This is a genomic window from Halomonas sp. OfavH-34-E, assembly GCF_024124525.1.
GTDB classification, from domain to species: domain Bacteria; phylum Pseudomonadota; class Gammaproteobacteria; order Pseudomonadales; family Halomonadaceae; genus Halomonas; species Halomonas litopenaei.
This window is the reverse complement of record NZ_JAMXRY010000045.1, coordinates 1-24,223: the sequence shown is the minus strand read 5'-3', so window position 1 is coordinate 24,223 and position 24,223 is coordinate 1. Positions and strand designations below refer to the sequence as shown.

22 protein-coding genes and 8 tRNA genes are annotated in these 24,223 nt (G+C 63.5%); 21 read left to right on the top strand and 9 right to left on the bottom strand.

The genetic code is table 11. The features are described from left to right. Positions 1-72: 72 nt before the first annotated feature. Genes ccoP through ccoN form a run of 4 tightly spaced genes read right to left on the bottom strand, consistent with a single transcriptional unit; the run spans position 73 to position 3,291 of the window. Entirely contained in the window at positions 73-1,014 is a 942-nt protein-coding gene (ccoP, locus tag NH448_RS17580; RefSeq protein ID WP_045992152.1) for a cytochrome-c oxidase, cbb3-type subunit III, read from the bottom strand. Further along, on the bottom strand, positions 1,011-1,223 hold the full coding sequence (locus NH448_RS17575; RefSeq protein WP_045992151.1) for a CcoQ/FixQ family Cbb3-type cytochrome c oxidase assembly chaperone: 213 nt from the start codon (positions 1,221-1,223) through the stop codon (positions 1,011-1,013). The genes ccoP and NH448_RS17575 overlap by 4 nt, the downstream gene beginning before the upstream one ends. 2 nt (positions 1,224-1,225) lie before the next feature. After that, the gene (gene ccoO, locus NH448_RS17570; protein ID WP_045992150.1) at positions 1,226-1,843 is read right to left on the bottom strand and encodes a cytochrome-c oxidase, cbb3-type subunit II; all 618 of its coding nucleotides are present in this window, start codon (positions 1,841-1,843) and stop codon (positions 1,226-1,228) included. A gap of 23 nt (positions 1,844-1,866) precedes the next feature. Continuing rightward, positions 1,867-3,291 carry a cytochrome-c oxidase, cbb3-type subunit I gene (gene ccoN, locus NH448_RS17565; protein WP_045992149.1) on the bottom strand — a complete coding sequence of 475 codons (1,425 nt, stop codon included), beginning with the start codon at positions 3,289-3,291 and terminating at the stop codon, positions 1,867-1,869. Between the two features lie 165 nt (positions 3,292-3,456). Between ccoN and NH448_RS17560 the strand changes: the two genes are divergently transcribed. The 10 genes from NH448_RS17560 (at position 3,457) to NH448_RS17515 (ending at position 12,560) form a co-directional block, all read left to right on the top strand. Continuing rightward, positions 3,457-4,167: an alpha/beta family hydrolase gene (locus tag NH448_RS17560; RefSeq protein WP_157033031.1), complete on the top strand. Its 711-nt coding sequence runs from the start codon at positions 3,457-3,459 to the stop codon at positions 4,165-4,167. A gap of 179 nt (positions 4,168-4,346) precedes the next feature. Beyond that, positions 4,347-4,422: transfer RNA gene (locus NH448_RS17555), tRNA-Val, on the top strand. Positions 4,423-4,462: 40 nt separating this feature from the next. Next, a tRNA-Asp gene (locus tag NH448_RS17550) sits at positions 4,463-4,539 on the top strand. Positions 4,540-4,568: 29 nt separating this feature from the next. Beyond that, positions 4,569-4,645: transfer RNA gene (locus tag NH448_RS17545), tRNA-Asp, on the top strand. Between the two features lie 63 nt (positions 4,646-4,708). After that, a tRNA-Val gene (locus NH448_RS17540) sits at positions 4,709-4,785 on the top strand. A 3-nt stretch (positions 4,786-4,788) separates the two neighbouring features. Continuing rightward, a tRNA-Asp gene (locus NH448_RS17535) sits at positions 4,789-4,865 on the top strand. Positions 4,866-5,271: 406 nt separating this feature from the next. Further along, the gene (locus NH448_RS17530; protein ID WP_253029123.1) at positions 5,272-7,284 is read left to right on the top strand and encodes an NADPH-dependent 2,4-dienoyl-CoA reductase; all 2,013 of its coding nucleotides are present in this window, start codon (positions 5,272-5,274) and stop codon (positions 7,282-7,284) included. 337 nt (positions 7,285-7,621) lie between these two features. Continuing rightward, complete coding sequence (locus NH448_RS17525) at positions 7,622-9,544, top strand: PrkA family serine protein kinase (protein WP_045992147.1); 1,923 nt, start codon at positions 7,622-7,624, stop codon at positions 9,542-9,544. A 63-nt stretch (positions 9,545-9,607) separates the two neighbouring features. Next, complete coding sequence (locus NH448_RS17520) at positions 9,608-10,894, top strand: YeaH/YhbH family protein (RefSeq protein ID WP_045992146.1); 1,287 nt, start codon at positions 9,608-9,610, stop codon at positions 10,892-10,894. 100 nt (positions 10,895-10,994) lie between these two features. Next, positions 10,995-12,560 carry a SpoVR family protein gene (locus tag NH448_RS17515; protein ID WP_108131324.1) on the top strand — a complete coding sequence of 522 codons (1,566 nt, stop codon included), beginning with the start codon at positions 10,995-10,997 and terminating at the stop codon, positions 12,558-12,560. 128 nt (positions 12,561-12,688) lie between these two features. Here the strand turns inward: NH448_RS17515 and NH448_RS17510 are convergent, their stop codons facing one another. Beyond that, positions 12,689-13,003, bottom strand: a complete 315-nt coding sequence (locus NH448_RS17510; RefSeq protein ID WP_045992144.1) for a high-potential iron-sulfur protein — start codon at positions 13,001-13,003, stop codon at positions 12,689-12,691. A gap of 346 nt (positions 13,004-13,349) precedes the next feature. On the opposite strand from NH448_RS17510, the gene NH448_RS17505 reads away from it, so the two are divergent. Both NH448_RS17505 and NH448_RS17500 read left to right on the top strand, forming a co-directional pair. Continuing rightward, entirely contained in the window at positions 13,350-13,625 is a 276-nt protein-coding gene (locus NH448_RS17505) for an Lrp/AsnC ligand binding domain-containing protein (protein ID WP_045992143.1), read from the top strand. 115 nt (positions 13,626-13,740) lie between these two features. After that, complete coding sequence (locus tag NH448_RS17500) at positions 13,741-14,613, top strand: DNA/RNA non-specific endonuclease (protein WP_045992142.1); 873 nt, start codon at positions 13,741-13,743, stop codon at positions 14,611-14,613. A gap of 202 nt (positions 14,614-14,815) precedes the next feature. On the opposite strand, the gene NH448_RS17495 is transcribed toward NH448_RS17500, so the two are convergent. From NH448_RS17495 to NH448_RS17485, 3 genes are all read right to left on the bottom strand, one after another. Next, positions 14,816-14,902: transfer RNA gene (locus NH448_RS17495), tRNA-Leu, on the bottom strand. A gap of 65 nt (positions 14,903-14,967) precedes the next feature. Then, positions 14,968-15,054 (bottom strand) — tRNA-Leu (locus tag NH448_RS17490). A gap of 65 nt (positions 15,055-15,119) precedes the next feature. Continuing rightward, positions 15,120-15,206 (bottom strand) — tRNA-Leu (locus tag NH448_RS17485). A 263-nt stretch (positions 15,207-15,469) separates the two neighbouring features. Here NH448_RS17485 and rnr point away from each other — a divergent pair. The 9 genes from rnr (at position 15,470) to NH448_RS17440 (ending at position 23,663) form a co-directional block, all read left to right on the top strand. Then, on the top strand, positions 15,470-17,917 hold the full coding sequence (gene rnr / locus NH448_RS17480) for a ribonuclease R (protein ID WP_045992141.1): 2,448 nt from the start codon (positions 15,470-15,472) through the stop codon (positions 17,915-17,917). 165 nt (positions 17,918-18,082) lie between these two features. After that, positions 18,083-18,823: a 23S rRNA (guanosine(2251)-2'-O)-methyltransferase RlmB gene (gene rlmB / locus NH448_RS17475; RefSeq protein ID WP_204248931.1), complete on the top strand. Its 741-nt coding sequence runs from the start codon at positions 18,083-18,085 to the stop codon at positions 18,821-18,823. A 164-nt stretch (positions 18,824-18,987) separates the two neighbouring features. Continuing rightward, positions 18,988-19,359 (top strand): 30S ribosomal protein S6, encoded by a 372-nt coding sequence (gene rpsF / locus NH448_RS17470; protein WP_045992140.1) that lies wholly within the window; start codon positions 18,988-18,990, stop codon positions 19,357-19,359. Positions 19,360-19,404: 45 nt separating this feature from the next. Further along, a complete protein-coding gene (gene rpsR, locus NH448_RS17465; protein ID WP_016853668.1) occupies positions 19,405-19,632 on the top strand; it encodes a 30S ribosomal protein S18 in 228 nt (75 codons plus the stop codon). A gap of 10 nt (positions 19,633-19,642) precedes the next feature. Beyond that, positions 19,643-20,494 (top strand): hypothetical protein, encoded by an 852-nt coding sequence (locus tag NH448_RS17460; RefSeq protein ID WP_045992139.1) that lies wholly within the window; start codon positions 19,643-19,645, stop codon positions 20,492-20,494. A gap of 16 nt (positions 20,495-20,510) precedes the next feature. Further along, positions 20,511-20,957 carry a 50S ribosomal protein L9 gene (gene rplI, locus NH448_RS17455; RefSeq protein WP_045992138.1) on the top strand — a complete coding sequence of 149 codons (447 nt, stop codon included), beginning with the start codon at positions 20,511-20,513 and terminating at the stop codon, positions 20,955-20,957. Between the two features lie 209 nt (positions 20,958-21,166). Further along, positions 21,167-22,555 (top strand): replicative DNA helicase, encoded by a 1,389-nt coding sequence (gene dnaB, locus NH448_RS17450; RefSeq protein ID WP_045992137.1) that lies wholly within the window; start codon positions 21,167-21,169, stop codon positions 22,553-22,555. 78 nt (positions 22,556-22,633) lie between these two features. Continuing rightward, positions 22,634-22,927: a hypothetical protein gene (locus tag NH448_RS17445; protein ID WP_045992136.1), complete on the top strand. Its 294-nt coding sequence runs from the start codon at positions 22,634-22,636 to the stop codon at positions 22,925-22,927. A 433-nt stretch (positions 22,928-23,360) separates the two neighbouring features. After that, positions 23,361-23,663, top strand: coding sequence for a DUF6482 family protein (locus tag NH448_RS17440; RefSeq protein WP_045992135.1), 303 nt, complete (start codon positions 23,361-23,363; stop codon positions 23,661-23,663). Positions 23,664-23,804: 141 nt separating this feature from the next. Here the strand turns inward: NH448_RS17440 and NH448_RS17435 are convergent, their stop codons facing one another. Further along, the gene (locus NH448_RS17435) at positions 23,805-24,116 is read right to left on the bottom strand and encodes a DCC1-like thiol-disulfide oxidoreductase family protein (protein ID WP_253029122.1); all 312 of its coding nucleotides are present in this window, start codon (positions 24,114-24,116) and stop codon (positions 23,805-23,807) included. Positions 24,117-24,223 lie beyond the last annotated feature (107 nt).

Here is a 24,223-nt window from a genome sequence, read left to right as displayed (position 1 = left end):
GATTGACGGGTAGGTGGGTGGCGAGTGCGGCCAAGCGCCGCACTCGCCGCGGGAGCGATCCCGCTGGGGTCACTACTGACTCTGGTCCTGATTCTGGCTCAGACCATAGACATAGGCGGCGACCAGGTGGACCCGCTCCTCGCCGATGTAGGCGGCCTGCGCCGGCATATGGCCGTTGCGGCCGTTGCGCAGCGTCTGACGCACGGAGTCGGCCAGGCTCTGGCCCGGTGCCTGGTACAGCCAGCTGTCGTCGGTCAGATTGGGCGCGCCCAGCGCCTGGTTGCCGGTACCGTCAGGCATATGGCAGGCGGCACATACCGAGGTGAAGACGGCGCCGCCTTTTTCGGCACGTTCGGCGTCCTCGGCCTGGCCGGACAGCGACAGTACATGCTGGGTCAGGTTCTCGATATTGTCCGCGCCGAGCTGCTGCCATGACGGCATCAGGCCATTGCGTCCGTTGTTGATGGTGGTGACGATGTGCTCGGGCTCGCCGCCGTAGAGCCAGTCGTCGTCGGTCAGATTGGGGAAGCCGTAGCCGCCCTTGGCGTTGGAGCCGTGGCAGATGGCGCAGTTGTTGAGGAAGATGCGCTCGGCCACCTGCATGGCGTCACCGTCCTGAGCGAGTTCCGGGATGGGTACCTGCTGGTACTTCTCGAAGATCGGCGCAAAGCGCTCTTCGGCCTGGGCGACCTCTTCCTCCCACTGACCTTCCTGGCTCCAGCCCAGCACACCGGCGAAGTTGCCGAGGCCCGGATACAGCACCAGATAGCCCAGGGAGAAGATCACCGTGGCAACGTAGAGCTGAAACCACCAGCGAGGCAGCGGGTTGTCGTATTCGTCGATACCGTCGGCGGTGTGGCCGGTGGTCTCGACGGTGCCGTCGGCGTCAGGGCGCTTGTCGGTCTTGCGGTTGGCCCACAGAAGCCAGAACGCAAAGCCGATGGTGCCGAGCGTGATGACGATGATCCAGGCACTCCAGAAGCCTGAGAGGGCATCACCCCAAAGCGTATTCATGTGTTCTTCTCTCCCCTGTCCTCTCGGGAATCGGCCTGTCGCTCGGCCGTGCGGTCACGATTCGGTTGTTCGTCGTCGTCGGCGAACGGCAGCTGCGCCGCCTGATCGAACTCGCGCTTGCGGCGGCTCGAGTAGGCCCAGGCCACCAGGCCCAGGAAGGCGATCAGCAGGATGCCGGTCAAGATGCCGCGAAAGGTTCCGATATCCATGGTTACGGGCTCTTCGCCGAGCTGGGCAACACCGTGCCAAGCTGCTGCAGGTAGGCGACCAGGGCGGTGATTTCACGCTCACCGCGGACCTCGCTGGTGGCGTTGGCGATCTGCTCGTCGGTGTAGGGCACGCCCAGTTTCTGAAGGGTGCGCATCTTGGCCGGGGTGTCCTCGCCTTCCAGGGTGTTCTCGAACAGCCAGGGGTAGGCCGGCATCACCGATTCGGGCACTACGTCCCGCGGGTTGTAGAGGTGGGCACGATGCCAGTCGTCACTGTAGCGACCGCCGACGCGGGCCAGGTCCGGGCCGGTGCGCTTGGACCCCCACAAGAAGTTGTGCTCGTAGACGGATTCACCGGCCACACTGTAGTGGCCATAGCGCTCGGTCTCGGCACGGAAGGGGCGAATCATCTGCGAATGACAGCCGACGCAGCCTTCGCGGCGATAGATGTCCCGGCCTTCCAGTTCCAGTGCGGACAGTGGCTCGAGGCCCTCGACCGGCTCCGTGGTCTGCTTCTGGAAGAACAGCGGTACGATCTCGGCCAGGCCACCGAAGCTGATCACCACCAGCACCAGCACCGCCATCAAACCGACGTTCTTTTCTATGATCTCGTGTTTCATGTCAGTCTCGGTCCTTCGTTGACTCAGGCGGTCTGGGGCAGGGGCGCGCCGCGCTTGGCGGAACCCTTGACGGTCATGGCCACGTTGACGGCCATGATCAGCATGCCGGTCACCCAGAAAAGGCCACCGATCAGGCGCACGATATAGCCGGGGCCGCTGGCCTCGACGGTCTCGACGAAGGTGTACATCAAGGTGCCGTCTTCGTTGATGGCGCGCCACATCAGGCCCTGCAGGATGCCGTTGACCCACATCGCGGCGATGTACAGCACGGTGCCGATGGTGGCCAGCCAGAAGTGCACCGCCACCAGCTTGACGGAGTACATCTCGGTGTGACCGAACAGGCGTGGAATCAGGTGGTACATCGAGCCGATGGTGATCATCGCTACCCAGCCGAGGGCGCCGGCGTGGACGTGACCGATGGTCCAGTCGGTGTAGTGGGACAGGGCGTTGACGGTCTTCACCGCCATCATCGGGCCTTCGAAGGTCGACATGCCGTAGAACGACAACGCAACGACGAGAAAGCGCAAGGTCGGGTCGGTTCGCAGCTTATGCCAGGCCCCGGAGAGGGTCATCATGCCGTTGATCATGCCGCCCCAGGAGGGCGCCAGCAGAATGATCGACATCACCATGCCCAGCGACTGCGCCCAGTTCGGCAGGGCGGTGTAGTGCAGGTGGTGGGGGCCGGCCCACATGTAGACCATGATCAGCGCCCAGAAGTGGACGATGGACAGGCGGTAGGAGTAGACCGGGCGCTCGGCTTGCTTGGGCACAAAGTAATACATCATGCCGAGGAAGCCGGCGGTCAGGAAGAAGCCTACCGCGTTGTGGCCGTACCACCACTGCACCATGGCGTCGATGGCGCCGGAGTAAATGGAGATGGAGTAGGTGGCGGTGACCGGAAGGGCCGCGCTGTTGACGATGTGCAGTACGGCAACGGTCAGGATGAAGGCGGCGAAGAACCAGTTGGCCACGTAGATGTGGGAGGTCTTGCGGACCTTGATGGTGCCGAGGAAGACGGCTGCGTAGGTCACCCACACCACCGCGAGCAGAATGTCGATGGGCCATTCCAGCTCGGCGTATTCCTTGACCTCGGTGAGGCCTAGCGGCAGGGTGACGACCGCGCACAGGATGACCGCCTGGTAGCCCCAGAAGGTAAAGGCGGCCAGCTTGTCGCTGATCAGCCTCACCTGGCAGGTGCGCTGGACGACGTAGTAGGACGTCGCGAACAGGGCGGAGCCGCCGAAGGCGAAGATGACCGCATTGGTATGCAGCGGGCGAAGCCGACCGAAGCTTGTCCAGGGCAAGCCAAGGTTGAGTTCCGGCCAGACCAGTTGGGCGGCGAGAATCACACCGAGGGTCATGCCCACGATGCCCCACACCACCGTCATGATCGCGAACTGCCGGACCACCTTGTAGTTGTAGGTCGGATGTTCAAATGCTGTGCTCATGATCAGTTTCCCATCGATCGCGTAAAGGGGACGATCCCCCGGCCATAGTGCCTGCCCGGCAATTGCCTCAGAATGATGCAGATCAACAACCACTCAGAATTCTAGCCCAGCCTGGCAGTGAGAAGAACTTAGCCTCTGGTGGCAGTGAACTTTGGAAACTTTGCCGTGTCACAACTCGTTTTACCCGACGCTTTTACTCAGGAATTCAGCCAGGCACTCGCCGCCGGGCACCGTGGCGAGTGGCAGGTGCCCGACCTGGCGCCGGTGATCATGGAAGGGCCACCCAGTCGCAATGTGCTGCTGCTGGCGCATGGGGCCGGTGCCGGACACGATTCACCCTTTTTGCTTGAATGGCGCGCGGCGCTGGCCAGGGCCGGCGTACAGACGCTGTCATTCGAGTTTGCCTATCTGCGCGAGATGCGTGCGGCGGGGCGTCGGCGGCCGCCGCCCAGGGTGGCTCGGCTGGTGGAGGAAATGCGCCTCTGGCGTGACGTTTTGTCGCAGATGGTGCCGGGGGCGCTGTGGCTCGGCGGCAAGTCCATGGGCGGTCGGGTGGCCAGTCTGCTGGCCGCCGAGGACGGTGCGCCGGGGCTGGTGCTGGCTGGCTACCCCTTTCATCCCGTGGGCAAGCCCGAGCGCCTGCGTCTGGATCACTGGCCGTCGCTGGCTTGCCCTCTGGTGGTACTGCAGGGTACCCGGGACGCTTTCGGCACTCGCGACGAGGTGGCGGGCTATGAGTTGGCGGCGCATGCGCGTCTTGAATGGCTCGAGGATGGCGACCACGACTGGTCGCCGCGGCGCTTGAGTGGACTGTCGCGTCAGGACCTGATGGCTAAGGCGGCGCGCGCTACCGCGGACGCCATGGGCAAGTCGTGAGCGCTTCTTTCTACAAGGGTGGATATCGCGGCGCTGTGGCGCCAGCCCTTGCGCCGTCTGGCTTTCGGCCCAAGTCGATGAATGCACGGGCAAAAGTCGGGACAAAAAAAACGAGAAAGATGCGTGGAGCGCGTTGACATCCCCCGGATGTTCTGTAGAATGCAGCGCCACGTGACCAGGGGTGGTTAGCTCAGCTGGGAGAGCACCAGCCTTACAAGCTGGGGGTCACAGGTTCGAACCCTGTACCACCCACCATCATGAAAATGATGGATGGACACGTAGAGTAGAGAGCGCTGGACCGGTAGTTCAGTTGGTTAGAATGCCGGCCTGTCACGCCGGAGGTCGCGGGTTCGAGTCCCGTCCGGTCCGCCAGCGTCTCTTCTCGAATTGGTCATCATTGCGGACCGGTAGTTCAGTTGGTTAGAATGCCGGCCTGTCACGCCGGAGGTCGCGGGTTCGAGTCCCGTCCGGTCCGCCACGATGACAAGCCAAAGACGACGTCTTCAGGAAACTCGAGACATCGCACCGTGTGAAATAACGTGGGTGATTAGCTCAGTTGGTTAGAGCACCAGCCTCACATGCTGGGGGTCACTGGTTCGAATCCGGTATCACCCACCACGCGGACCGGTAGTTCAGTTGGTTAGAATGCCGGCCTGTCACGCCGGAGGTCGCGGGTTCGAGTCCCGTCCGGTCCGCCAGTTTCACTCGATCCAGTTCGCTGGAAAAGTCCGGTCCTGTTACCGGCGCTTATTTCGAAAGGCCCCGCTGCTACGCAGCGGGGCCTTTTTCGTGTGCGTCAGGTCAGCGGTGGTGGACGAGGGTTGCCTGGAGGGCTATCTAGAGAGCTGTTCCAGGAGGGCGATTCCAGGGGCCATTTTAGTAGCTGTTTCAGGAGCTGTTTCAAGAGCTATCCCCGGAGCTGGCCGGAAAGAAACCTTTGCCCGACGATGCGTTTTGCGCGCATTTTCATCGTGGGGGGTGGCAGAGGGTGGACTGCTATCATACAGTTGTTTGAAATTGGTCGATGAGTGGCGCCAATTGTGTGAGCGCGCCATCCGACACCGCCAACAACAACGCGCAGCCTGTGCTGCGAAGGACCGCCCCGTGACCGCCTATCCCCAGCTCTTCACTCCCTTGCGCCTGGGCCATCTGAGCCTGCCCAACCGTGTGCTGATGGGCTCCATGCATACCAACCTGGAAGAAGCACCGCGCGGCTTCGAGCGTCTGGCCGCCTTCTACGCCGAGCGCGCCCGGGAGGGAGTGGCGCTGATTGTGACCGGCGGCATCGCCCCCAACGTCGAAGGCGCCGTCTTCCAGGGTGCCTCGCAGTTGACCAGCGAGGACCAGCTCGAGGGACATCGTCAGGTCGTCGAGGCGGTGCACGCCGAGGGCGGACGCATCTGCATGCAGATCCTGCACGCTGGGCGCTACGCCTACTCGCCGGAGCTGGTGGCGCCGTCGGCGATCCAGGCGCCGATCAACCCCTTTACCCCGCGTGAGCTTACTGACGAGGATGTGGAGCGGCAGATCGACGACTACGTGCGCTGCGCGCGCCTGGCCCAGCAGGCCGGCTACGCTGGCGTCGAGATCATGGGCTCCGAGGGCTACCTGATCAATCAGTTCATCTGTCGGCGCACCAATCAGCGCCAGGATCGCTGGGGCGGCGACTTCGACAATCGCTGTCGCTTTGCGCTGGAGATTTTGCGCCGGGTACGCGCGGCGGTGGGGGATCGCTTTCTGCTGATCTACCGGCTGTCGATGATCGACCTGGTGGAGGACGGCAGCACCCATGACGAGGTCATCGCCCTGGGGCGGGCGGTGGAAGCCGCCGGTGCCGACGTGATCAACACCGGCATCGGCTGGCACGAGGCCAGGGTGCCGACCATCGTCACCAGTGTGCCGCGGGCGGCCTTTACCGAGGTGTCCCGGCGCATGCGCCAGGCGGTGACAATTCCGCTGATCACCACCAACCGCATCAACATGCCCGAGGTGGCCGAGCGGGTGCTCGCCGAGGGCCACGCCGACATGGTCTCCATGGCTCGGCCTCTGCTGGCCGACCCCGCCTGGGTGGCCAAGGCTCGCGGCGACAGGGCAGACGAGATCAACACCTGCATCGCCTGCAACCAGGCCTGCCTCGACCACACCTTCCAGGGCAAGCTGACCTCGTGCCTGGTCAACCCTCGCGCCTGTCATGAGACCGAGCTGTCGCTGGAGGCGGCCGCCACGCCGCAGACGGTGGCGGTGGTAGGGGGCGGTCCTGCCGGACTCGCTACCGCCGTCAGTGCCGCCGAGCGGGGCCACAGGGTCACCCTGTTCGAGCGCCAGGCCAGTCTGGGGGGACAGTTCAACTTTGCCCGTCGGATACCTGGCAAGGAGGAGTTCGACGAGACGCTGCGCTACTTCCGGGTCATGCTCGACAAGACCGGTGTCGACGTCAGGCTGTCCTGTGAGGCAACGCTGGCCGACCTCGAGGGCTTCGATCACGTGGTGCTGGCCACCGGCGTCCGTCCCCGCCAGCTTCAGTTGCCCGGTGCCGATCATGCCAGTGTGCTGAGCTACGCCGAGGCAATCGAGTCACCTGGGCGGGTCGGGCGGCGGGTCGCCATCATCGGCGCCGGCGGTATCGGCTTCGACGTGGCGGAGCTACTGACCCACGTCGCCCCGGGTGACGACCCCCTGGCCGAGTGGTGTGACGAGTGGGGCGTGGATCTCGCCGTGAGCGCGCCGGGAGGGCTCAAGCCCGCACAGCGTCCCGAGTCACCGCGGGAGGTCTTTCTGCTGCAGCGCAAGAGCTCCAAACCCGGCAAGGGGCTCGGCACTACCTCTGGCTGGGTGCATCGGGCCTCGCTGCGCCATCGGGGCGTCCAGGCGATACCCGGCTGCGAGTATCAGCGTATCGACGACCAGGGCCTGCATCTGAGCGTTGACGGCGAGGAGCGCACCCTGGCCGTGGACAGTGTGGTGGTGTGTGCCGGGCAGGAGTCGGTGCGTGAGCTGGTAGCGCCACTTGAGGCCGCCGGCGTTCGGGTGTCGATCATCGGTGGGGCGGACAAGGCAGCGGAGCTGGACGCCAAGCGCGCCATCGATCAGGGCGTGCGTCTGGCGGCGTCGCTGTAGGATTGTCGACAATAAAATATGCAGATTCGGTAATCCTCAGGAGGTGCGTTGTCGTGCCTCATGAGGACCGGGCAGGTGGCGTCCGGCGCTGGCTTCCCGGCCGTCGGCTACCTCGGCTTTGGTGCCTCTTGACCCTCTTAGGTCGAATTACGTCTGGACAATGAAACGCTTCTGCTGGCATGAGTTCTTATAGGTAAGGACGTTCAGCGTTGAAGACTCGAGCATCGTCATTGGCTAATGCTGTTCTACGCTGAGAGTACCCCCTCGACAAGGGCGATGGCAGGCAAGGGTGGGTGACGTCGTCCAGATCGAGTCCCGGGCATCACAGGAGGCATCGATGAGCATCTTCGACCACGTGCAGAACCGCTTCGCTCGCGTCCAGCAGGAAGAAATGTCCCTGCAGGAATATCTGGAACTCTGCCGTCAAGACCCTTCCGCCTACGCCAGTGCGGCCGAACGCATGCTGGAGGCCATCGGTGAACCCGAGGTGATCGACACCGCCAAGGACCCGAGGCTGGCGCGGATCTTTTCCAACAAGGTGATACGCCGCTACCCGGCGTTCAGTGAATTCCACGGCATGGAGGAGGCCATCGAGCAGATCGTGGCCTACTTCCGCCACGCCGCTCAGGGCCTGGAAGAGAAAAAGCAGATTCTCTACCTGCTGGGGCCGGTGGGTGGCGGCAAGTCGTCTCTGGCCGAGCGGCTCAAGCTGTTGATGGAAAAAGTGCCGTTCTACGCCATCAAGGGTTCTCCGGTGCACGAGTCCCCGCTTGGCCTGTTCTCGCCCGAAGAAGACGGCGAGCTGCTCGAGAAGGAGTACGGTATTCCCGGTCGCCACCTGCGCAGCGTGATGTCCCCCTGGGCAGCCAAGCGACTCAAGGAGTCCGGTGGTGACATCTCCCAGTTCCGGGTGGTGCGGCTGTATCCCTCACGTCTCAATCAGATCGCCATCTCCAAGACCGAGCCTGGCGACGAGAACAACCAGGACATCTCCTCGCTGGTGGGCAAGGTGGACATCCGCCAGCTCGAGCTTTATTCCCAGGATGACCCGGACGCCTACAGCTTCTCCGGTGGCCTGTGTCGGGCCAACCAGGGTCTGATGGAGTTCGTCGAGATGTTCAAGGCGCCGATCAAGGTGCTGCATCCGCTGCTGACCGCCACCCAGGAAGGCAACTACAACCCCACCGAGGGCATGGGCGCGATCCCCTTCGATGGCGTCGTGCTGGCCCACTCCAACGAGAGCGAGTGGCAGGCGTTCCGCAACAATCGCAACAACGAGGCCTTCCTCGACCGGGTCTACATCGTCAAGGTGCCTTACTGCCTGCGGGTCTCCGAAGAGATCAACATCTACAAGAAGCTGCTCGAGCACTCCTCGCTCAACCAGGCTCCCTGCGCGCCGGATACCCTGCGCATGCTGGCCCAGTTCTCGGTGCTGTCGCGGCTCAAGGAGCCGGAGAACTCAAGCGTCTACTCCAAGATGCGGGTCTATGACGGCGAGAACCTGAAGGACACCGATCCCAAGGCCAAGTCGATTCAGGAGTATCGCGACAGCGCCGGGGTGGACGAGGGCATGGACGGGTTGTCCACACGCTTCGCCTTCAAGATCCTGTCGAAGGTATTCAACTTCGACAACCATGAGGTGGCGGCCAACCCGGTGCACCTGCTGTACGTGCTGGAGCAGCGTCTGGAGCAGGAGCAATTGCCCAAGGAGACCTTCGAGCGTTACCTGCGCTACATCAAGGAGTACCTGGCGCCGCGCTACGTCGACTTCATCGGCAAGGAGATCCAGACCGCCTACCTGGAGTCCTACTCCGAGTACGGTCAGAACATCTTCGACCGCTACGTCACCTACGCCGACTTCTGGATCCAGGATCAGGAGTATCGGGATCCTGAGACTGGCGAGCTGTTCGATCGCCAGTCGCTCAATGACGAGCTGGAAAAGATCGAGAAGCCGGCGGGCATCTCCAATCCCAAGGACTTCCGCCACGAGGTGGTCAACTTCGTGCTCAGGGCGCGTGCCCAGAACAACGGCATGAATCCGGGCTGGCAGTCCTACGAGAAGCTGCGTGGTGTGATCGAGCACAAGATGTTCGCCAACACCGAGGAGCTGCTGCCGGTGATTTCCTTCAACGCCAAGGCATCCTCTGCCGACATCAAGAAACACGAGGACTTCGTGGCGCGGATGAAGGATCGAGGCTACACCGAGAAGCAGGTGCGCCTGCTGTCGGAGTGGTACCTGAGGGTGCGCAAGTCGCAGTAGCCGTGAAGGCACCGGGAGCGTCCCGGTGCCTGCCACCCTTGTCGACTGCGCCCAGGAGGTCCCATGACCTACTTCATCGATCGCCGAGCCAACGCCAAGAACAAGAGCGCGGTCAACCGCCAGCGCTTTCTTGACCGTTATCGGACCCATATCAAGCGCTCCGTGGAGGAGGCGGTGAATCGCCGTTCCATCACCGACATGGAGCGCGGCGAGAAGGTCTCGATCCCGAGCCGTGATATCTCCGAGCCGGTATTCCAGCACGGCAGCGGGGGGCGTCGCTCCATCGTCGCGCCGGGCAATCGCGAATTTCAGGAAGGGGATCGCCTGCGCCGTCCGGACGGTGGCGGCGGTGGTGGCGATGGCAGCGGCGAAGGCGGCGCTTCCAATCAGGGTGAGGGCATGGACGAGTTCGCCTTCACCCTGACGCGGGAGGAATTTCTCGAGTTTGTCTTCGACGGCCTGGAGTTGCCCCACCTGGAGCGCAAGCCGCTGGTCGACGTCGAGGAGGTGCGGCCGGTGCGCGCCGGGGTGTCCCGGGACGGGGTGCCGGCGAGGATCAACATCGTGCGCTCCATGCGCGAGGCCCAGGCCCGACGTATCGCTATGCGGGCGCCCATTCGTCGGGCCCTGCGCGAGGCTCAGGAGGCACTGGAGGTCGAGGAGCGCAAGGATCCGGTGCTCCGAAACCCCGCTCGCATCCAGGAGCTCAAGGACGAGATCGAGCGCCTGGAGCGGCGCCTGGAGGCGGTGCCCTTCATCGACACCTACGATCTTCGCTACAACCACCTGATCAACCAGCCCCAGCCATCGAGCAAGGCGGTGATGTTCTGCGTGATGGACGTCTCCGGGTCGATGACCCAGGCCCACAAGGACATCGCCAAGCGCTTCTTCCTGCTGCTGTACCTGTTTCTCGAGCGCAGCTACGAGCGGGTCGAGCTGGTCTTCGTCAGGCATCATACCGCCGCCAAGGAGGTCGACGAGGAGGAGTTCTTCTACTCCCGCGAGACCGGCGGCACCATCGTCTCCAGCGCCTTGACCCTGGTCGACGAGATCATCGACAAGCGCTATCCGCCGGGGCAGTGGAATCTGTACGTGGCCCAGGCCTCGGATGGCGACAACTGGGACGATGATTCGGTGAACTGTCGTGAGCTCCTGACCAAGTCACTGATGGGGCGCCTGCAGTACTTCACCTACGTGGAGATCACGCCCCACGCCCACCAGGCCCTGTGGGAAGAGTACGAGCGGGTGGAGGCGGCCTATCCTGACCGTTTCGCCATGCGTCAGATCGTCGAGCCGGGGGATATCTATCCGGTGTTCCGTGCCTTGTTCAAGCGTCGCGCCGAGAGTTGACCCCTAGGTCGACTCGACAGCAGGCCGGGGCCTTGCGGCCCCTGAACAAGCGCTACGCAACTCCGGGCGATAATAGAGCCCCGGAGAGGAGGGGAGCTCCATGACCACCTTGACCAAGCGCCACGCCAAGCCCATCGCCACCGGCTCCGACTGGAGCTTTGACGATCTCACCGAGTTCGAGGCCGAGATCGCGCGACTGGCAGACGAGTACCGGCTCGATACCTACCCCAACCAGATCGAGATCATCACCACCGAGCAGATGATGGACGCCTACGCCAGCGTCGGCATGCCGGTGGGCTATCACCACTGGTCCTTCGGCAAGCAGTTCCTGGCGGTGGAGCAGGCCTATCGGCGTGGTCAGATGGGGCTGGCCTACGAACTGGTGATCAATTCAGATCCCTGCATCGCCTACCTGATGGAAGAGAACACCCTGATGATGCAGGTGCTGGTCATGGCGCACGCCTGCTATGGCCACAACTCCTTCTTCAAGGGCAACTATCTGTTTCGGACCTGGACCGACGCCTCCTCGATCGTCGACTACCTGGTGTTCGCCCGCAAGTACATCAGCCAGTGCGAAGAGCGCCACGGTGTTCAGGCGGTGGAGCAGCTGCTCGACGCCTGTCACGCCCTGCAGAATTATGGCGTCGACCGCTACAAGCGTCCGTCCCCGGTATCTCCCGAAGAGGAGGCTCGCCGTCAGCAGGAACGCGAAGACTACCTGCAGACCCAGGTCAACACCCTGTGGCGCACCATTCCGACCGGTGATGTGGGCAGCATCGCAGAGCCCATGGCGTCCGAGGACGATCCGCTGGGGCTGCGAGGTGGCGGGCGTTATCCGCCGGAGCCCCAGGAAAACCTGCTGTACTTCATCGAGAAGAACGCTCCGCTGCTGGCGCCCTGGCAACGCGAGGTGGTGCGTATCGTGCGCAAGCTGGCCCAGTACTTCTACCCCCAGCGCCAGACCCAGGTGATGAACGAGGGCTGGGCGACCTTCTGGCACTACACCCTGATGAATCGTTTGTTCGACGAGGGCGCGGTGGACGAAGGGCTGATCCTCGAGTTCCTGCAGTCGCATACCGCCGTGGTCAGTCAGCCGGCCTTCGATAGCCCCTACTACAACGGCATCAACCCCTACGCCCTGGGGTTCGCCATCTTCACCGACCTGAAGCGTATCTGCGAGGCGCCCAATGACGAGGACCGCGAGTGGTTCCCCGACATCGCCGGCAGTGACTGGCGCGAGACGTTGAACTTTGCCATGCGCAACTTCAAGGACGAGTCCTTCATTCAGCAGTTTCTCTCGCCCAAGGTGATCCGCGATCTGAAGCTGTTCCAGATCGTCGACGATGACCAGGAGGAGACCCTGGAGGTCGGCGCCATCCATGATGAGCGAGGCTACCGGCGGGTGCGCGAGGCGCTGTCCACGCAGTATGCGCTGTCGCTGCGTGAGCCCAATATTCAGGTCTATGAGGCGGATATCCGTGGTGATCGTTCGCTGACGCTGCGCCACGTGCAGGATCAGCGGCGACCGCTGGCACGCAGTGTCTATCCGGTGATCCGTCATCTGCATCAACTGTGGGGCTTTCCGGTCAAGCTGGAGTCCTGGGACGGCGATGAGGTGGTGCGTCGCTATCAGTGGCCGCTGCCGGACAGCGAAGAAGGCGCTTGAGACTCGGCAAGAGCGGCAATCGACAACACCCCGGGCCATCGGCCCGGGGTGTTGTCGTTCTGGTGTGGCTCAGGGGTGAGCTCTTTTCAGCCTACCCCTGGTAGATCCGACGCTGGGTCAGCCAGACGTCAAGGCTTGGCGGTCCAGGACTGGCACCACCCGCCCGGCTCCACGCTGTTCTGCGGGAACAGCTGGCAGCCTTCGGTCTCGGCGTTGAAGAACATGCAGTTGGCGCAGGTCTCTCCCTCTTCGTAGGCGGCGTTGCCACTGGCGTCGCTGGCGTTCTCGACGTAGCCGAGCGCTTTGGCCTGGGCGTTGTCGGTATCCAGGCGCGGCAGGCTCTGGGCCAGGGCGGTGCGGGACAGTACGCCAGCGCCCAGAGGCAGGGCGGCGATGCCCAGCAGACTGTGGCGCAGGAAGTCACGGCGGCTGTGCTTGGCCATGGTGGGGCTCCTCGTTGTGGCTCGATCGATAGTGATCGAAGTCGATAGTCGAACGGTCTTGGTTGGGTCCTTTTCTGCTGGACCGATGTTATCGAGTGTGCCCGGTGAGCCTGGGCGACCTCGTGCGCTCTAGGCGGCGCTGAACATTCAGATTAGCTAAGCCTTTGAGTCTTGGCGAATCCTCGCTACTCCGCTGCGGCAATCCGCCACGCAGGTGGTGCCCGTCGGGTGGTGCTGCCCGTGCCGCGCCGGCGCTGATATACTGCGCCGCGAGCACACCACATCTTGCCGTCTGTGCCGTGGGCTTGGTTGGCCAGGCGAAGACGGACATCGAAGGAGGGCGACCATGCAGAATGCAGTGATCCTGATCAATGCCGAAAAGGGCCAGGTCAAGGCGGTGGCGGAGCGCCTCGCCGAGGTCGACGGCATCAGCGAGGTGTACTCCACCTGTGGTCGCTACGACCTGGTGGCGATCGCGCGCACCCGTGATTTCGAGAGCCTGGCCGAACTCGTCACCGGTCGCCTGAACGCGGTGGAGGGGATCGCCGACACCGAGACCCTCAATGCCATGCAGGTGCACTCCCGTCACGACCTGGAGACCATGTTCTCGCTGGGGTGGTAGCAAGATCGCGTCGGCGGCCCGGTGACTGCGCCGGGCCGGCGCAACGCCGCTCGTTCGACGCGCCGGCGACCAGCACCTCTTCGCCATCTCGTGACTCTTTGCATCAAGGAAGCGTGTGGACCTTTCACTCGATCGCCTGATACCCCGCCCCCGAAACCTCCTTGTCTCGCTGGTGCTGGTCGCCGCGGGTGCCTTTCTGTGGCACAGCACAGAGCAGGGCTACCGTGATCGCATGAGCTGGATGGGGGTAACCGAGTGGGCCGAGCCCGGCGTCTTGTCCTTCACCCGCGTCATGCGTAACGATGGCTATCTGCTGGGATGGTCGGATGTCCGCGTCGGTGCGCTGTGGGTCAGCTATGAGCTACGCCAGAGCGGGGATCGACAGATCGGGCCGCGACCCGGTTTCCGCCAGGACTGGCGCACGCTCTGGCCTGTCAGTACCTCAAGCTACTCGGGCAGCGGTTACGACCGCGGCCATCTGGCTCCAAACTACGCCATGGCCAAGGTGTGGGGAGAGGACGCCCAGGACGACAGCTTTCTGATGAGCAACATGATGCCGCAGAAGCCCGCGCTCAATCGGCAGCTGTGGCAGCGCCTGGAGGAGGTGGTGATGGACCACTTCCTGCCGCGCTTCGGCCGGCTGCAGGTGATCACCGGCCCGATCTACGCCGAGACACGAATCACCGATATCGAGATCGATCGTCTACTCAATCGCGTCGGCTTCGTCGAGGTGCCGGTGGCGTTCTACAAGATCGTGGTGGTGCCGGGGGATACGCCGCTGGCGGTGGCCTTTGTGATGCCCCAGGACGTGCGTGGCGACGAGTCGCTCAAGCAGTTTCTGGTCAGCATCGACGAGGTAGAAGCAAGCACCGGGCTGAATTTCCTGCCGCGGCTGGCGGCGAGCCAGGAAGCCGACTGGGAGTCGGTCGCGGGGGTCGGCGACTGGGCATTGTCCCAGGTGGCCGAGTTGCCCTCTCGATTCGACTAGGTAGAGAGTTCGCGGGTGCCGGAAAGACGGCGGAGCTGGCTGTTGCTGTTCTGCTGCGTCAGGAGGGTGGCGCAGAGGGATAGTGCGAGAGGAAGGTGAGGTAGAGGGATATCCGGGAGCGGTGCAGATTTCAGGCACAAAAAAACCGCGACGAGGCGCGGGTTCTTGTTGATCCGATGTGGATCCGTTGTCTGCATGACGATGGTGCCCAGGAGAGGACTTGAACCTCCACGTCCATAAGGACACTAGCACCTGAAGCTAGCGCGTCTACCAATTCCGCCACCTGGGCATGTCATGCGATTCTCTTGTCAATCTTGCATCAGTCTGTCGTGTTCGTCGACCCTGACGAGTCGATGGTGCCCAGGAGAGGACTTGAACCTCCACGTCCATAAGGACACTAGCACCTGAAGCTAGCGCGTCTACCAATTTCGCCACCTGGGCGAACACGTGCTGCTTGACTGACAAAGAGCGTGACGACTTGCATCGTCGTGATCCCGAAGGATCGTTGGTGCCCAGAAGAGGACTTGAACCTCCACGTCCATAAGGACACTAGCACCTGAAGCTAGCGCGTCTACCAATTCCGCCATCTGGGCAAGTGGCGCGTATGTTACCGAATCATTTGGATAATGCAAGCGTCTCGATAAGGAATCGCGCGATTTTTTTTGCTGTTGTGACCATCGCCTGAATGGGCCCTCGGCGGGCGGCGGGTCTATCCACGGGCGCTTATGGTTGGGTCAAGGCCGCGCCAGCGCTATACTGCGCGCATGTTACGACAAATTTTCGACAAGACCGCACGCTCGCGCCCGGGAGTCGGCGCTCACCTGCCGTCCTCGACCCTGCCAAGGATGCCTTTCGCATGACCCATTGGACGCTCGACGCCGACGAACACGCTCTCCGCGAAGCCCACAAGTACGACAACCCCGCCCCGTCCCGCGAATACCTGCTCAAGCGGCTCGAGGAAATCGGGGCGCCGGTGACCCATGAGGCCATGAGCGATCAGCTGGGTCTCGATGACGAGGACCTGCGCGAGGCGGTGCGTCGCCGCCTGTCCGCCATGGAGCGGGACGGCCAGGTGCTGCGCAACCGTCGCAACGCCTATGCGCTGATCGATAAGCTCGATCTGATCAAGGGCAAGGTGCTGGGGCATCGGGACGGTTTCGGCTTTCTATTGCGCGACGACGGCAAGAAGCCTGATCTGGTGATCCCCCCGCGACAGATGCGCCGGGTGTTTCACGGTGACCACGTGCTGGTGCGTATCAGCGGACGCGATCGCAGGGGCCGTGACGAGGCCACGGTGGTGGACGTCATCGCGCGCAACACCCAGACCATCGTCGGTGTGTATCGCGAGAATACTCCCGAGTTCGGGGTACTGATCCCCGAGAACAATCGGATCACCCAGGAGGTGATCATCCCGCACAGCGCCTGTGGTGGCGCCCAGGACGGCCAGGTCATCTCGGCACGCATCGTCAAGCAGCCCGAGACCCGGGTGCAGCCGGTGGGTGAGGTCATCGAGGTGCTGGGAGAGCGTATGGATCCCGGTATGGAGATCGACATCGCGCTGAGAAGCTACGAGATCCCGTCCGAGTTTCCGCCGGATGTCACCGATCAGATCGCCAGCATGTCCGCCGAGGTCGCCGAGGAGGACAAGCTCCACCGCATCGACCTGCGTGACAAGCCGCTGGTCACCATCGATGACGAGACCGCCAAGGACTTCGACGACGCGGTGTGTGCCTACAAGACGCGTTCGGGCAGCTGGAAGCTCCTTGTCGCCATCGCCGACGTGTCGCACTACGTGCGTCCCGGCAGCCCGCTCGATCAGGAGGCCATCGCCCGCGGCAACTCGGTGTACTTCCCGGGGCAAGTAGTGCCGATGCTGCCGGAGCTGCTGTCCAATGGACTGTGCTCGCTGAACCCGGACGTCGATCGTCTGGCGCTGGTGTGCGAGCTCAACATCTCCAAGACCGGAGCCATCAGCCGTTATCGCTTCTACGAGGCGGTGTTCCGTTCCCATGCCCGGCTGACCTACAACAAGGTGGCGGCGATCCTTCAGGACGAGGGGGAGGAAGGCGAGGCCCTGCGCCAGGAGTACAAGTCGCTGGTGCCGTCGCTGAAGAACCTGCACAGCCTCTACCAGTTGCTGCGAGAAGCGCGCACCGAACGGGGTGCCATCGACTTCGAGACCACCGAGACCGCCATCGTCTTCAACGACGAGCGCAAGATCGAGAAGATCGTGCCGCGCTCACGCAACGACGCCCACAAGATCATCGAGGAGTGCATGCTGGCGGCCAACGTTGCCACCGCGCGCTTCCTCGACAAGCACGACCTGCCGGCGCTGTACCGTATCCACGAGCGTCCGTCGCCGGAGCGCCTGGACAAGCTGCGGCTGTTCCTCAACGAGATCGGCATGTCACTCGGCGGTGGTGATGAACCGACGCCCCAGGACTACCGTGACCTGGCCGAGGCGATCAAGGGTCGCGACGATGCCGACATCATTCAGACGGTGATGCTGCGCTCGATGAGTCAGGCGGTGTATTCGCCCCACAACGAGGGCCACTTTGGCCTGGCCTACCCGGCCTACGCCCACTTTACCTCGCCGATTCGTCGCTATCCCGATCTGCTGGTGCACCGCGCCATTCGTTCGGTGATCCGCGGACCGCGCCAGACCAACACCGTGCTGCGCGCCGAGGGCGCGCCGGTGGAGCCGCCGACCAAGTGGTGTCCCTATACCTTCGAGCAGATGCTCGAACTTGGCGAGCACTGCTCGATGACCGAGCGTCGTGCCGACGACGCCACCCGTGACGTCGAGGGCTGGCTCAAGTGCGAGTTCATGTCCGACAAACTCGGCGAGGTCTACGACGGTACCATCGCCTCGGTTACCCAGTTCGGTATCTTCGTGCGCCTCGACGAGTTCTATGTCGAGGGACTGGTCCACGTCACCTCCTTGCCGTCGGACTACTACCACTACGAGCCCGAGAAGCATCGTCTCAAGGGCGAGCGTACCGGCACCAGCTATCGCCTGGGCGATGGGGTCACCGTTCAGGTGGCTCGGGTCGACCTCGACGAGCGCAAGATCGACTTCGAGATGGCCGACGACAAGCCGCGCCCTCGTCGGGCACCGCGCAAGCGTCGCGACGCAGGCACCCAGAGTCAGGGCAAAGGCCAGGGCAAGGGGCGCGGCGGCAGGACGGCCCAGGGCGACACCAAGCGCCGTGCCGACGGCCCTTCCGGGGTCGGCGAACAGGATGCCCCGAAGAAGAAGGGCGGACGTCGGCGCCGCGGTCCGCGGCGTGGCAACAAGGGATGAACACCCGCGTGAAGATTGACCAGGAGGCCGCCCGTGGCCAAGCATGATTCCAGACGCCGTCGCCACGGCCAGAGCCAGTCCCAGACGCATGACCAGGCGCGTACTCAGGCGCGTGGCAAGGGACGTGGTCAGCATGGTCCGGCAGTGCCGAACGGCCTCGACAGTGTGTTCGGCGTCCACGCCGTCCGGGCGCTGCTGGAGCGTGGCGAATCACCCAAGGAACTGTGGGTGCAGGAGGGCGACGCCGGGCGTCGTCTCAGTGAGCTGGTCGATACCGCGCGCAGTCGCGGCGCCAGGCTCAGGAGCGTGCTCCGTGAAGAGCTCGACGGCCTTTCCCAGGGTGCCTCCCATCAGGGTATCGTGGCGTTCTGTCCGCCACTGGCTCCGGAGGGCGAGGAGTCCCTGTGGCACAAGCTCAAGGCCTGGCCGCTGGAGACGCCGCCGCTGCTGCTGATCCTCGATGGTGTCACCGACGTTCACAACTTCGGCGCCTGTCTACGCAGTGCCGATGCCGCCGGGGTGCACGGCGTGATCGTGCCCAAGGACAAGTCGGCACCGCTCAACGCCACCGTGCGCAAGGTGGCCTGCGGTGCCGCCGAGAGCGTGCCGGTGTATCAGGTGACCAACCTGGCCCGCGCCATGGCGCGACTGAAGGAAGAAGGAGTGTGGATCACCGGTACCGCCGGCGAGGCCGACGCCAGCGTCTTCGCTGCCGACTTCACCGGGCCCATGGCGCTGGTGATGGGGGCCGAGGGCAAGGGCATGCGTCGGTTGACCCGGGAGGCCTGCGACAACCTGGTCAAGCTGCCCATGGCGGGCACCGTCTCGAGTCTCAATGTGTCGGTGGCCACCGGCGTCTGTCTGTTCGAGGTGGTGCGCCAGCGCGAGCTCAAGGCCCGCGGGTGACGGTGTCGCCCCAGCATCGGCTTGCAACCCTGATCACAACTCCGTAGAATCTGTGCGCCCGTGCGTTCTGCGCGGGACAGGCTAATTGTTATTCACTCCTTGCTTCCCCCGGCGCCGAGACGACTCAGGCCCCTGCGGAAGCTGCCAAACCGAAAGGAGAATCCATGCGTCACTACGAGATCGTCTTCATGGTCCACCCGGACCAGAGTGAGCAGGTTCCGGCCATGGTCGAGCGCTACACCAGCATCGTCACCGAGAACGCCGGTACTGTTCACCGTCTCGAGGATTGGGGCCGCCGTCACCTGGCCTACCCGATCAACAAGATCCACAAGGCTCACTACGTGCTGATGAACGTCGAGTGCAGCGGCGAGACCCTCGAGGAAATCGAGAACATCTTCCGTTTCAACGACGCCATCATTCGCAGCCTGGTGGTGCGCTGCAAGGAAGCCATCACCGAAGCGTCTCCGATGATGAAGCCGGTGGAAGAGAAGCGTGCCCGTCGCGAAGAAAAGCCGCGCACCGCTGAATCCGCCTGAGCCGCGCATCACTAGCTCTGCAACGCACGTATAAGGAGTCTTTCCATGGCACGCTTTTTCCGTCGCCGCAAGTTTTGCCGTTTCACCGCTGAAGGCGTGAAGCAGATCGACTACAAGGATCTGGACACGCTCAAGGCCTACATCACCGAGACCGGCAAGATCGTTCCCAGCCGCATCACCGGTACCAAGGCCCGTTACCAGCGCCAGCTGTCCACCGCGATCAAGCGCGCACGCTACCTGGCCCTGCTGCCTTACACCGACAGCCACCAGTAAGTCGTCGCCGATGCTGCCCGTCGCCCGATGGTCGATGAAAGGCATGCCCCAGGCGACTCTGGTCGCGCTGGTGGCGTCTGCGGTGCCCTGGCTGTTCTGGTTCGGGGCGGCGATTGCCGCTCTGGTGACCTTGCGCAAGGGCATGGCACCGGCGATGCCGGTGATCGCCGCTGCGGCGGTGCCGGCAGGCTGGTGGTGGACCCAGGGAGATCCGATCCCTCTGGCGACCACCCTGCTGGCGCTGTTGATGGCCATCGTGCTGCGCTCCCGCATGCGCTGGGGCGAGGCGCTGATCCTGGGGTCGCTGGCCGGCGCTGCGATGATCCAGTTGGGGGTGTTCCTGCCCAAGGCAGACACCGCCCTGATGCTGGAGCAGCTGCGCCAGAGTTCCTCCGAGGTGGCGGCCATGCTCGACGAGCTGGCTGCCCAGGGGCTCGACGCCAGTCGGCTGGCCGAGCTGGTCATCAGCGGTGTCACCGGTCTGGTGGTGATGCTCGCTGCGGTGGCCTGTCTGGCCCTGGCACGCAGCTGGCAGGCGGGGCTCTACAACCCGGGAGGTTTCCGGGAAGAGTTCCACGCCCTGCGGCTCACCCCGAGGGAGCTGATCCTGTTGGTGGTGCTGGTGATCGCCGGCACCCTGCTGGGTCTCCCCGGGATCGGCATGCTGGCCTGGATTCCGCTGCTGATGGCCGGCATCGGCCTGACACATGGTGTAGTTGGACGTAAGGGAATGAACGGGTTGTGGCTGGTCGCGTTCTATCTGCTGCTGATCACCACCTGGCCCATGATTCTCATCGTGCTGGTTGTGGCCCTGATCGATACCTTCGCGGACTTCCGCGGGCGTCTGGGTCACAACAACTGACATAGAGGTTTACGAGATGGAAGTCATTCTGCTCGACAACATTGGCAAGCTGGGCGGTCTCGGTGACAAGGTCACCGTCAAGCCTGGTTACGGCCGCAACTACCTGGTGCCCTACGGTCTCGCCGTGCCGGCCACCAAGGACAACATCGCTGCCTTTGAAGCCCAGCGTGCCGAGCTCGAAGCTCAGGCCGCCGAGCGCAAGGCCGAAGCCGAAGCTCGCGCCGAGCAGCTCAACGACATCGAGCTGTCTCTGGTCGCCAAGTCTGGCGACGAAGGCAAGCTGTTCGGTTCCATCGGTCCGCGTGACCTGGCCGAGGCGATCTCCAGCGCCGGTATCGACGTCGCCAAGAGCGAAGTCCGCATGCCGGAAGGCCCGATCCGCCAGACCGGCGAATACGACATCGTGCTGCACCTGCATGCCGACGTCGACGCCACCGTGCGCGTGGTGGTGGTGGCCGAGTAAGGTCGTCTCCCACGGCAGTGGCAAGGGCGCGGGAGTCACATCCCGCGCCCTTTTTTGTGGCTCGCGATCGCCCGCACGGGTGATCGTGCGACGGACCCGGCTTCGGGTAGACTAAGGCTTGTCTGGAGAGTGGCTGCGCTCGTCGACTTTTCGGACACAGCCTGGATCCAGTGGCATGGCGCCGTGAACAACAGCGAAGAGACAAGCGCATGAGTGACGTCCAAACCATCGATCGTGAAGCCGCGGCGCTGAAGGTTCCGCCGCACTCGGTGGAGGCCGAGCAGTCGGTGCTGGGTGGCCTGATGCTCGACAATCAGGCCTGGGACAATATCGCCGACCGGCTGGTGGCCGACGACTTCTATCGCTACGAGCATCGCCTGGTGTTCAACGCCATGGTGGCGCTGGCCGAGTCGAGCCGTCCGCTGGACGTGGTGACCCTGTCCGAGGCTCTGGAGGGGCGCGACCAGCTCGACACCGTGGGCGGGCTCGCCTACCTGGCGGAGCTGGCCCGCAACACTCCCTCGGCCAGCAATATCCGCGCCTATGGCGACATCGTGCGCGAACGCGCCACCCTGAGAAAGCTGATCCAGGCGGCCAACCAGATCGCCGACGGCGCCTTCAGCCCCAATGGGCGTCCTGCCGATGAGCTGGTCAACGAGGCCGAGCGGCTGGTGTTCCAGATCAGCGAGGACCGCCCCAAGGCCGGCGGCCCCATCGGCATGAGCGAGCTGCTGACCAAGGCCGTCGATCGCATCGACGAGCTGTTCAACATGAAAGGCGAGATGACCGGCCTGTCGACCGGCTTTCGCGATCTCGATGACATGACCTCCGGGCTGCAGCCCTCCGACCTGGTGATCGTCGCCGGCCGCCCGTCCATGGGCAAGACCACCTTCGCCATGAACCTGGTGGAGCACGCGGTGGTGTCCAGCGACAAGCCGGTGATGGTGTTCTCCATGGAGATGCCGGCGGACTCGATCATGCTGCGCATGCTGTCGTCACTCGGGCGTATCGACCAGACCCGAGTGCGCTCCGGTCAGCTCGAGGACGAGGACTGGCCGAGGTTGACCTCGGCGGTCAACCTGCTCAAGGACAAGCAACTGTTCATCGATGACACCGCTGCGCTGTCGCCCAACGAGATGCGCTCACGGGTGCGTCGCGTGGTGCGCGAGCACGGCAACCTGGCGATGATCATGATCGACTACCTGCAGTTGATGCAGGTGCCGGGGTTCGGTGACAACCGTACCGGCGAGATTTCGGAGATCTCGCGCTCGCTCAAGGGGCTTGCCAAGGAGTTCGGCTGCCCGGTGATTGCGCTGTCGCAGCTCAACCGCTCGCTGGAGCAGCGCCCCAACAAGCGTCCGGTGATGTCGGACCTGCGTGAATCCGGGGCCATCGAGCAGGACGCCGACCTGATCGGTTTCGTCTATCGTGATGAGGTCTACAACCCGGATAATCCCGACAACAAGGGACTCGCCGAATTCATCATCGGCAAGCAGCGTAATGGCCCCATCGGGACGGTGCACATGGCCTTTATCGGCAAGTACACCCGCTTCGAGGATCTGGCGCCGGACAGCTACGGTGATACCTTCGGCGAATAAACGTGCTTGAGCCTGACCGACGGGCTCGTATAATGCCGCCCCTTGCGATTTCGACAGACACAGTGAAGGAGACCTGACATGGCAGGCGGATTTCGACGCGGCAATCGCCGTCGCGCGCCCAAGCTGGAAGCCCGTGGCGAATTGACCTCGGTGGAACGGGAAGGCCCGTTCAAGGAATGGCTCGGCATGCCCGATCTGTATCGCTATCACCTGGTAGTGGACGGCGTGGACTACAGCTACCAGACAGAAGACTCCGAGCTGCCGGTGCAGATCGGCGACAAGGTGGTGTTTCGCTACAAGGAAACCAAGGCCGGCAATTGGGTCGACCGCAACTCCCTCGGCAAGGCCATCGATCCCTCCGACTACCAGTAGTCTCACCGCCGGATCCGTCGCCCGCGAGCATTCGTGTCGCGGGCCTTCGTTTTTCCTCCTTCAGCACCCCCTCCCGGGGACGCCGTCGCTGTCTCCTTCAAGCCCTCCACTTCCTCCCGCAAAGGCGCTGCCTGCCGCTGAAGACCCCTTTTTCTCCGCCGCGATCATGGAGGTCGTTTAACCCGCTGTGCGCGCGAAACGGCCAATATGTATCCAGATCAGAGAAATTCTTCACACCGTCACGGGAATGTCACCCGAAGGGCCCAGGCTGTGCCATGATCAGAGAGTCACATGCGCGGCACAGGGAAATGAAACGAGTGTCATGGTCTGCCGAAATATCATCGGCACGCTCGTCGCCGTAGTGTCGTCACATAAGGAGGGCGGGGGCCACAGGACCCCCGTCGCGACAGGATGAAAAGAGGCGAAAGATACGATGGAAATTAATGATCTCAAGGCCTTTGTCGGCCGCCACGACAACTTCGAGATTCGCGTGATCGGCCATGCCGGCAGCCGTTTTTACCAGGTCGAACTGGAAGACGTGGAAGGTGCCCGCAAGATGCTCTGCCGCCGCGGCAAGCCGGTGCTGTTCCGCTCGCTGGACGACGTCTACCTGGAGCTCAAGCGTGCCGGTATCCACCGCGCCTATCTGGTCCAGCACGTGGCCCACGACGAGGTGATCGGTCGCGAGGCCCACTATGCCGAACCGCTGGCCTCACGTATGCCCCTGGTGTTTTGAGTGACATCGTTCCACACCACCCTGGTGCTGGAACCCTCTCGACGGCAGTCTCGCCGTCTCTGCCTTGCCACTGATGTACCCACGTTCACCGAACAAGTCCCTGGCGCAAGCTGCCAGGGCCCTTGGCGGTGTCGACCTGCCTTATCGCTTCCTTTGAGTCCCTGTTAGCCAGGGGCGCAGTCGGGCGAAGCCCAGATAGCCGATGTCCAGCAGTCCACGCAAACCGGGTACGCGGCTTAGCTGCACCCAACGGCGATGACCCAGCGTCGCGTACAATGCGCGAGTGGCATCCATGCCGATGAACCAGCGACCTGTGGCGTCGCGCAGGTGCAGCTTGCCCAGCATGTCATCGAAGCGCTGGCCCCAGGCCTCGGCGCAAAAATCGTCGTCGCGGATATCGATAAAGTGGATCAGCCGGCTGCGCGGATGCCGCCTTGAAGTGACCCCCTCCATAGCTGCACAGGGTATAGTGCAGTCATCAGGAGGACAGGATGAGCGACGACAACTCCATCAAACGATGGACCGCGAAGCGCAAGGCTGCCGTGGTCATGGACATCTTC

What these genes read in the sequence shown, in the direction of transcription:
- NH448_RS17575 (WP_045992151.1), bottom strand. Translation starts at nt 1,223, where the DNA reads ATGGATATCGGAACCTTTCGCGGCATCTTGACCGGCATCCTGCTGATC.
- NH448_RS17505 (WP_045992143.1), top strand. Translation starts at nt 13,350, where the DNA reads ATGCAGAATGCAGTGATCCTGATCAATGCCGAAAAGGGCCAGGTCAAG.
- NH448_RS17520 (WP_045992146.1), top strand. Translation starts at nt 9,608, where the DNA reads ATGACCTACTTCATCGATCGCCGAGCCAACGCCAAGAACAAGAGCGCG.
- NH448_RS17435 (WP_253029122.1), bottom strand. Translation starts at nt 24,116, where the DNA reads ATGGAGGGGGTCACTTCAAGGCGGCATCCGCGCAGCCGGCTGATCCAC.
- rnr (WP_045992141.1), top strand. Translation starts at nt 15,470, where the DNA reads ATGACCCATTGGACGCTCGACGCCGACGAACACGCTCTCCGCGAAGCC.
- NH448_RS17515 (WP_108131324.1), top strand. Translation starts at nt 10,995, where the DNA reads ATGACCACCTTGACCAAGCGCCACGCCAAGCCCATCGCCACCGGCTCC.
- NH448_RS17440 (WP_045992135.1), top strand. Translation starts at nt 23,361, where the DNA reads ATGGAAATTAATGATCTCAAGGCCTTTGTCGGCCGCCACGACAACTTC.
- ccoN (WP_045992149.1), bottom strand. Translation starts at nt 3,291, where the DNA reads ATGAGCACAGCATTTGAACATCCGACCTACAACTACAAGGTGGTCCGG.
- dnaB (WP_045992137.1), top strand. Translation starts at nt 21,167, where the DNA reads ATGAGTGACGTCCAAACCATCGATCGTGAAGCCGCGGCGCTGAAGGTT.
- NH448_RS17525 (WP_045992147.1), top strand. Translation starts at nt 7,622, where the DNA reads ATGAGCATCTTCGACCACGTGCAGAACCGCTTCGCTCGCGTCCAGCAG.
- NH448_RS17460 (WP_045992139.1), top strand. Translation starts at nt 19,643, where the DNA reads ATGCTGCCCGTCGCCCGATGGTCGATGAAAGGCATGCCCCAGGCGACT.
- NH448_RS17510 (WP_045992144.1), bottom strand. Translation starts at nt 13,003, where the DNA reads ATGGCCAAGCACAGCCGCCGTGACTTCCTGCGCCACAGTCTGCTGGGC.
- rpsF (WP_045992140.1), top strand. Translation starts at nt 18,988, where the DNA reads ATGCGTCACTACGAGATCGTCTTCATGGTCCACCCGGACCAGAGTGAG.
- rplI (WP_045992138.1), top strand. Translation starts at nt 20,511, where the DNA reads ATGGAAGTCATTCTGCTCGACAACATTGGCAAGCTGGGCGGTCTCGGT.
- NH448_RS17445 (WP_045992136.1), top strand. Translation starts at nt 22,634, where the DNA reads ATGGCAGGCGGATTTCGACGCGGCAATCGCCGTCGCGCGCCCAAGCTG.
- ccoP (WP_045992152.1), bottom strand. Translation starts at nt 1,014, where the DNA reads ATGAATACGCTTTGGGGTGATGCCCTCTCAGGCTTCTGGAGTGCCTGG.
- ccoO (WP_045992150.1), bottom strand. Translation starts at nt 1,843, where the DNA reads ATGAAACACGAGATCATAGAAAAGAACGTCGGTTTGATGGCGGTGCTG.
- rpsR (WP_016853668.1), top strand. Translation starts at nt 19,405, where the DNA reads ATGGCACGCTTTTTCCGTCGCCGCAAGTTTTGCCGTTTCACCGCTGAA.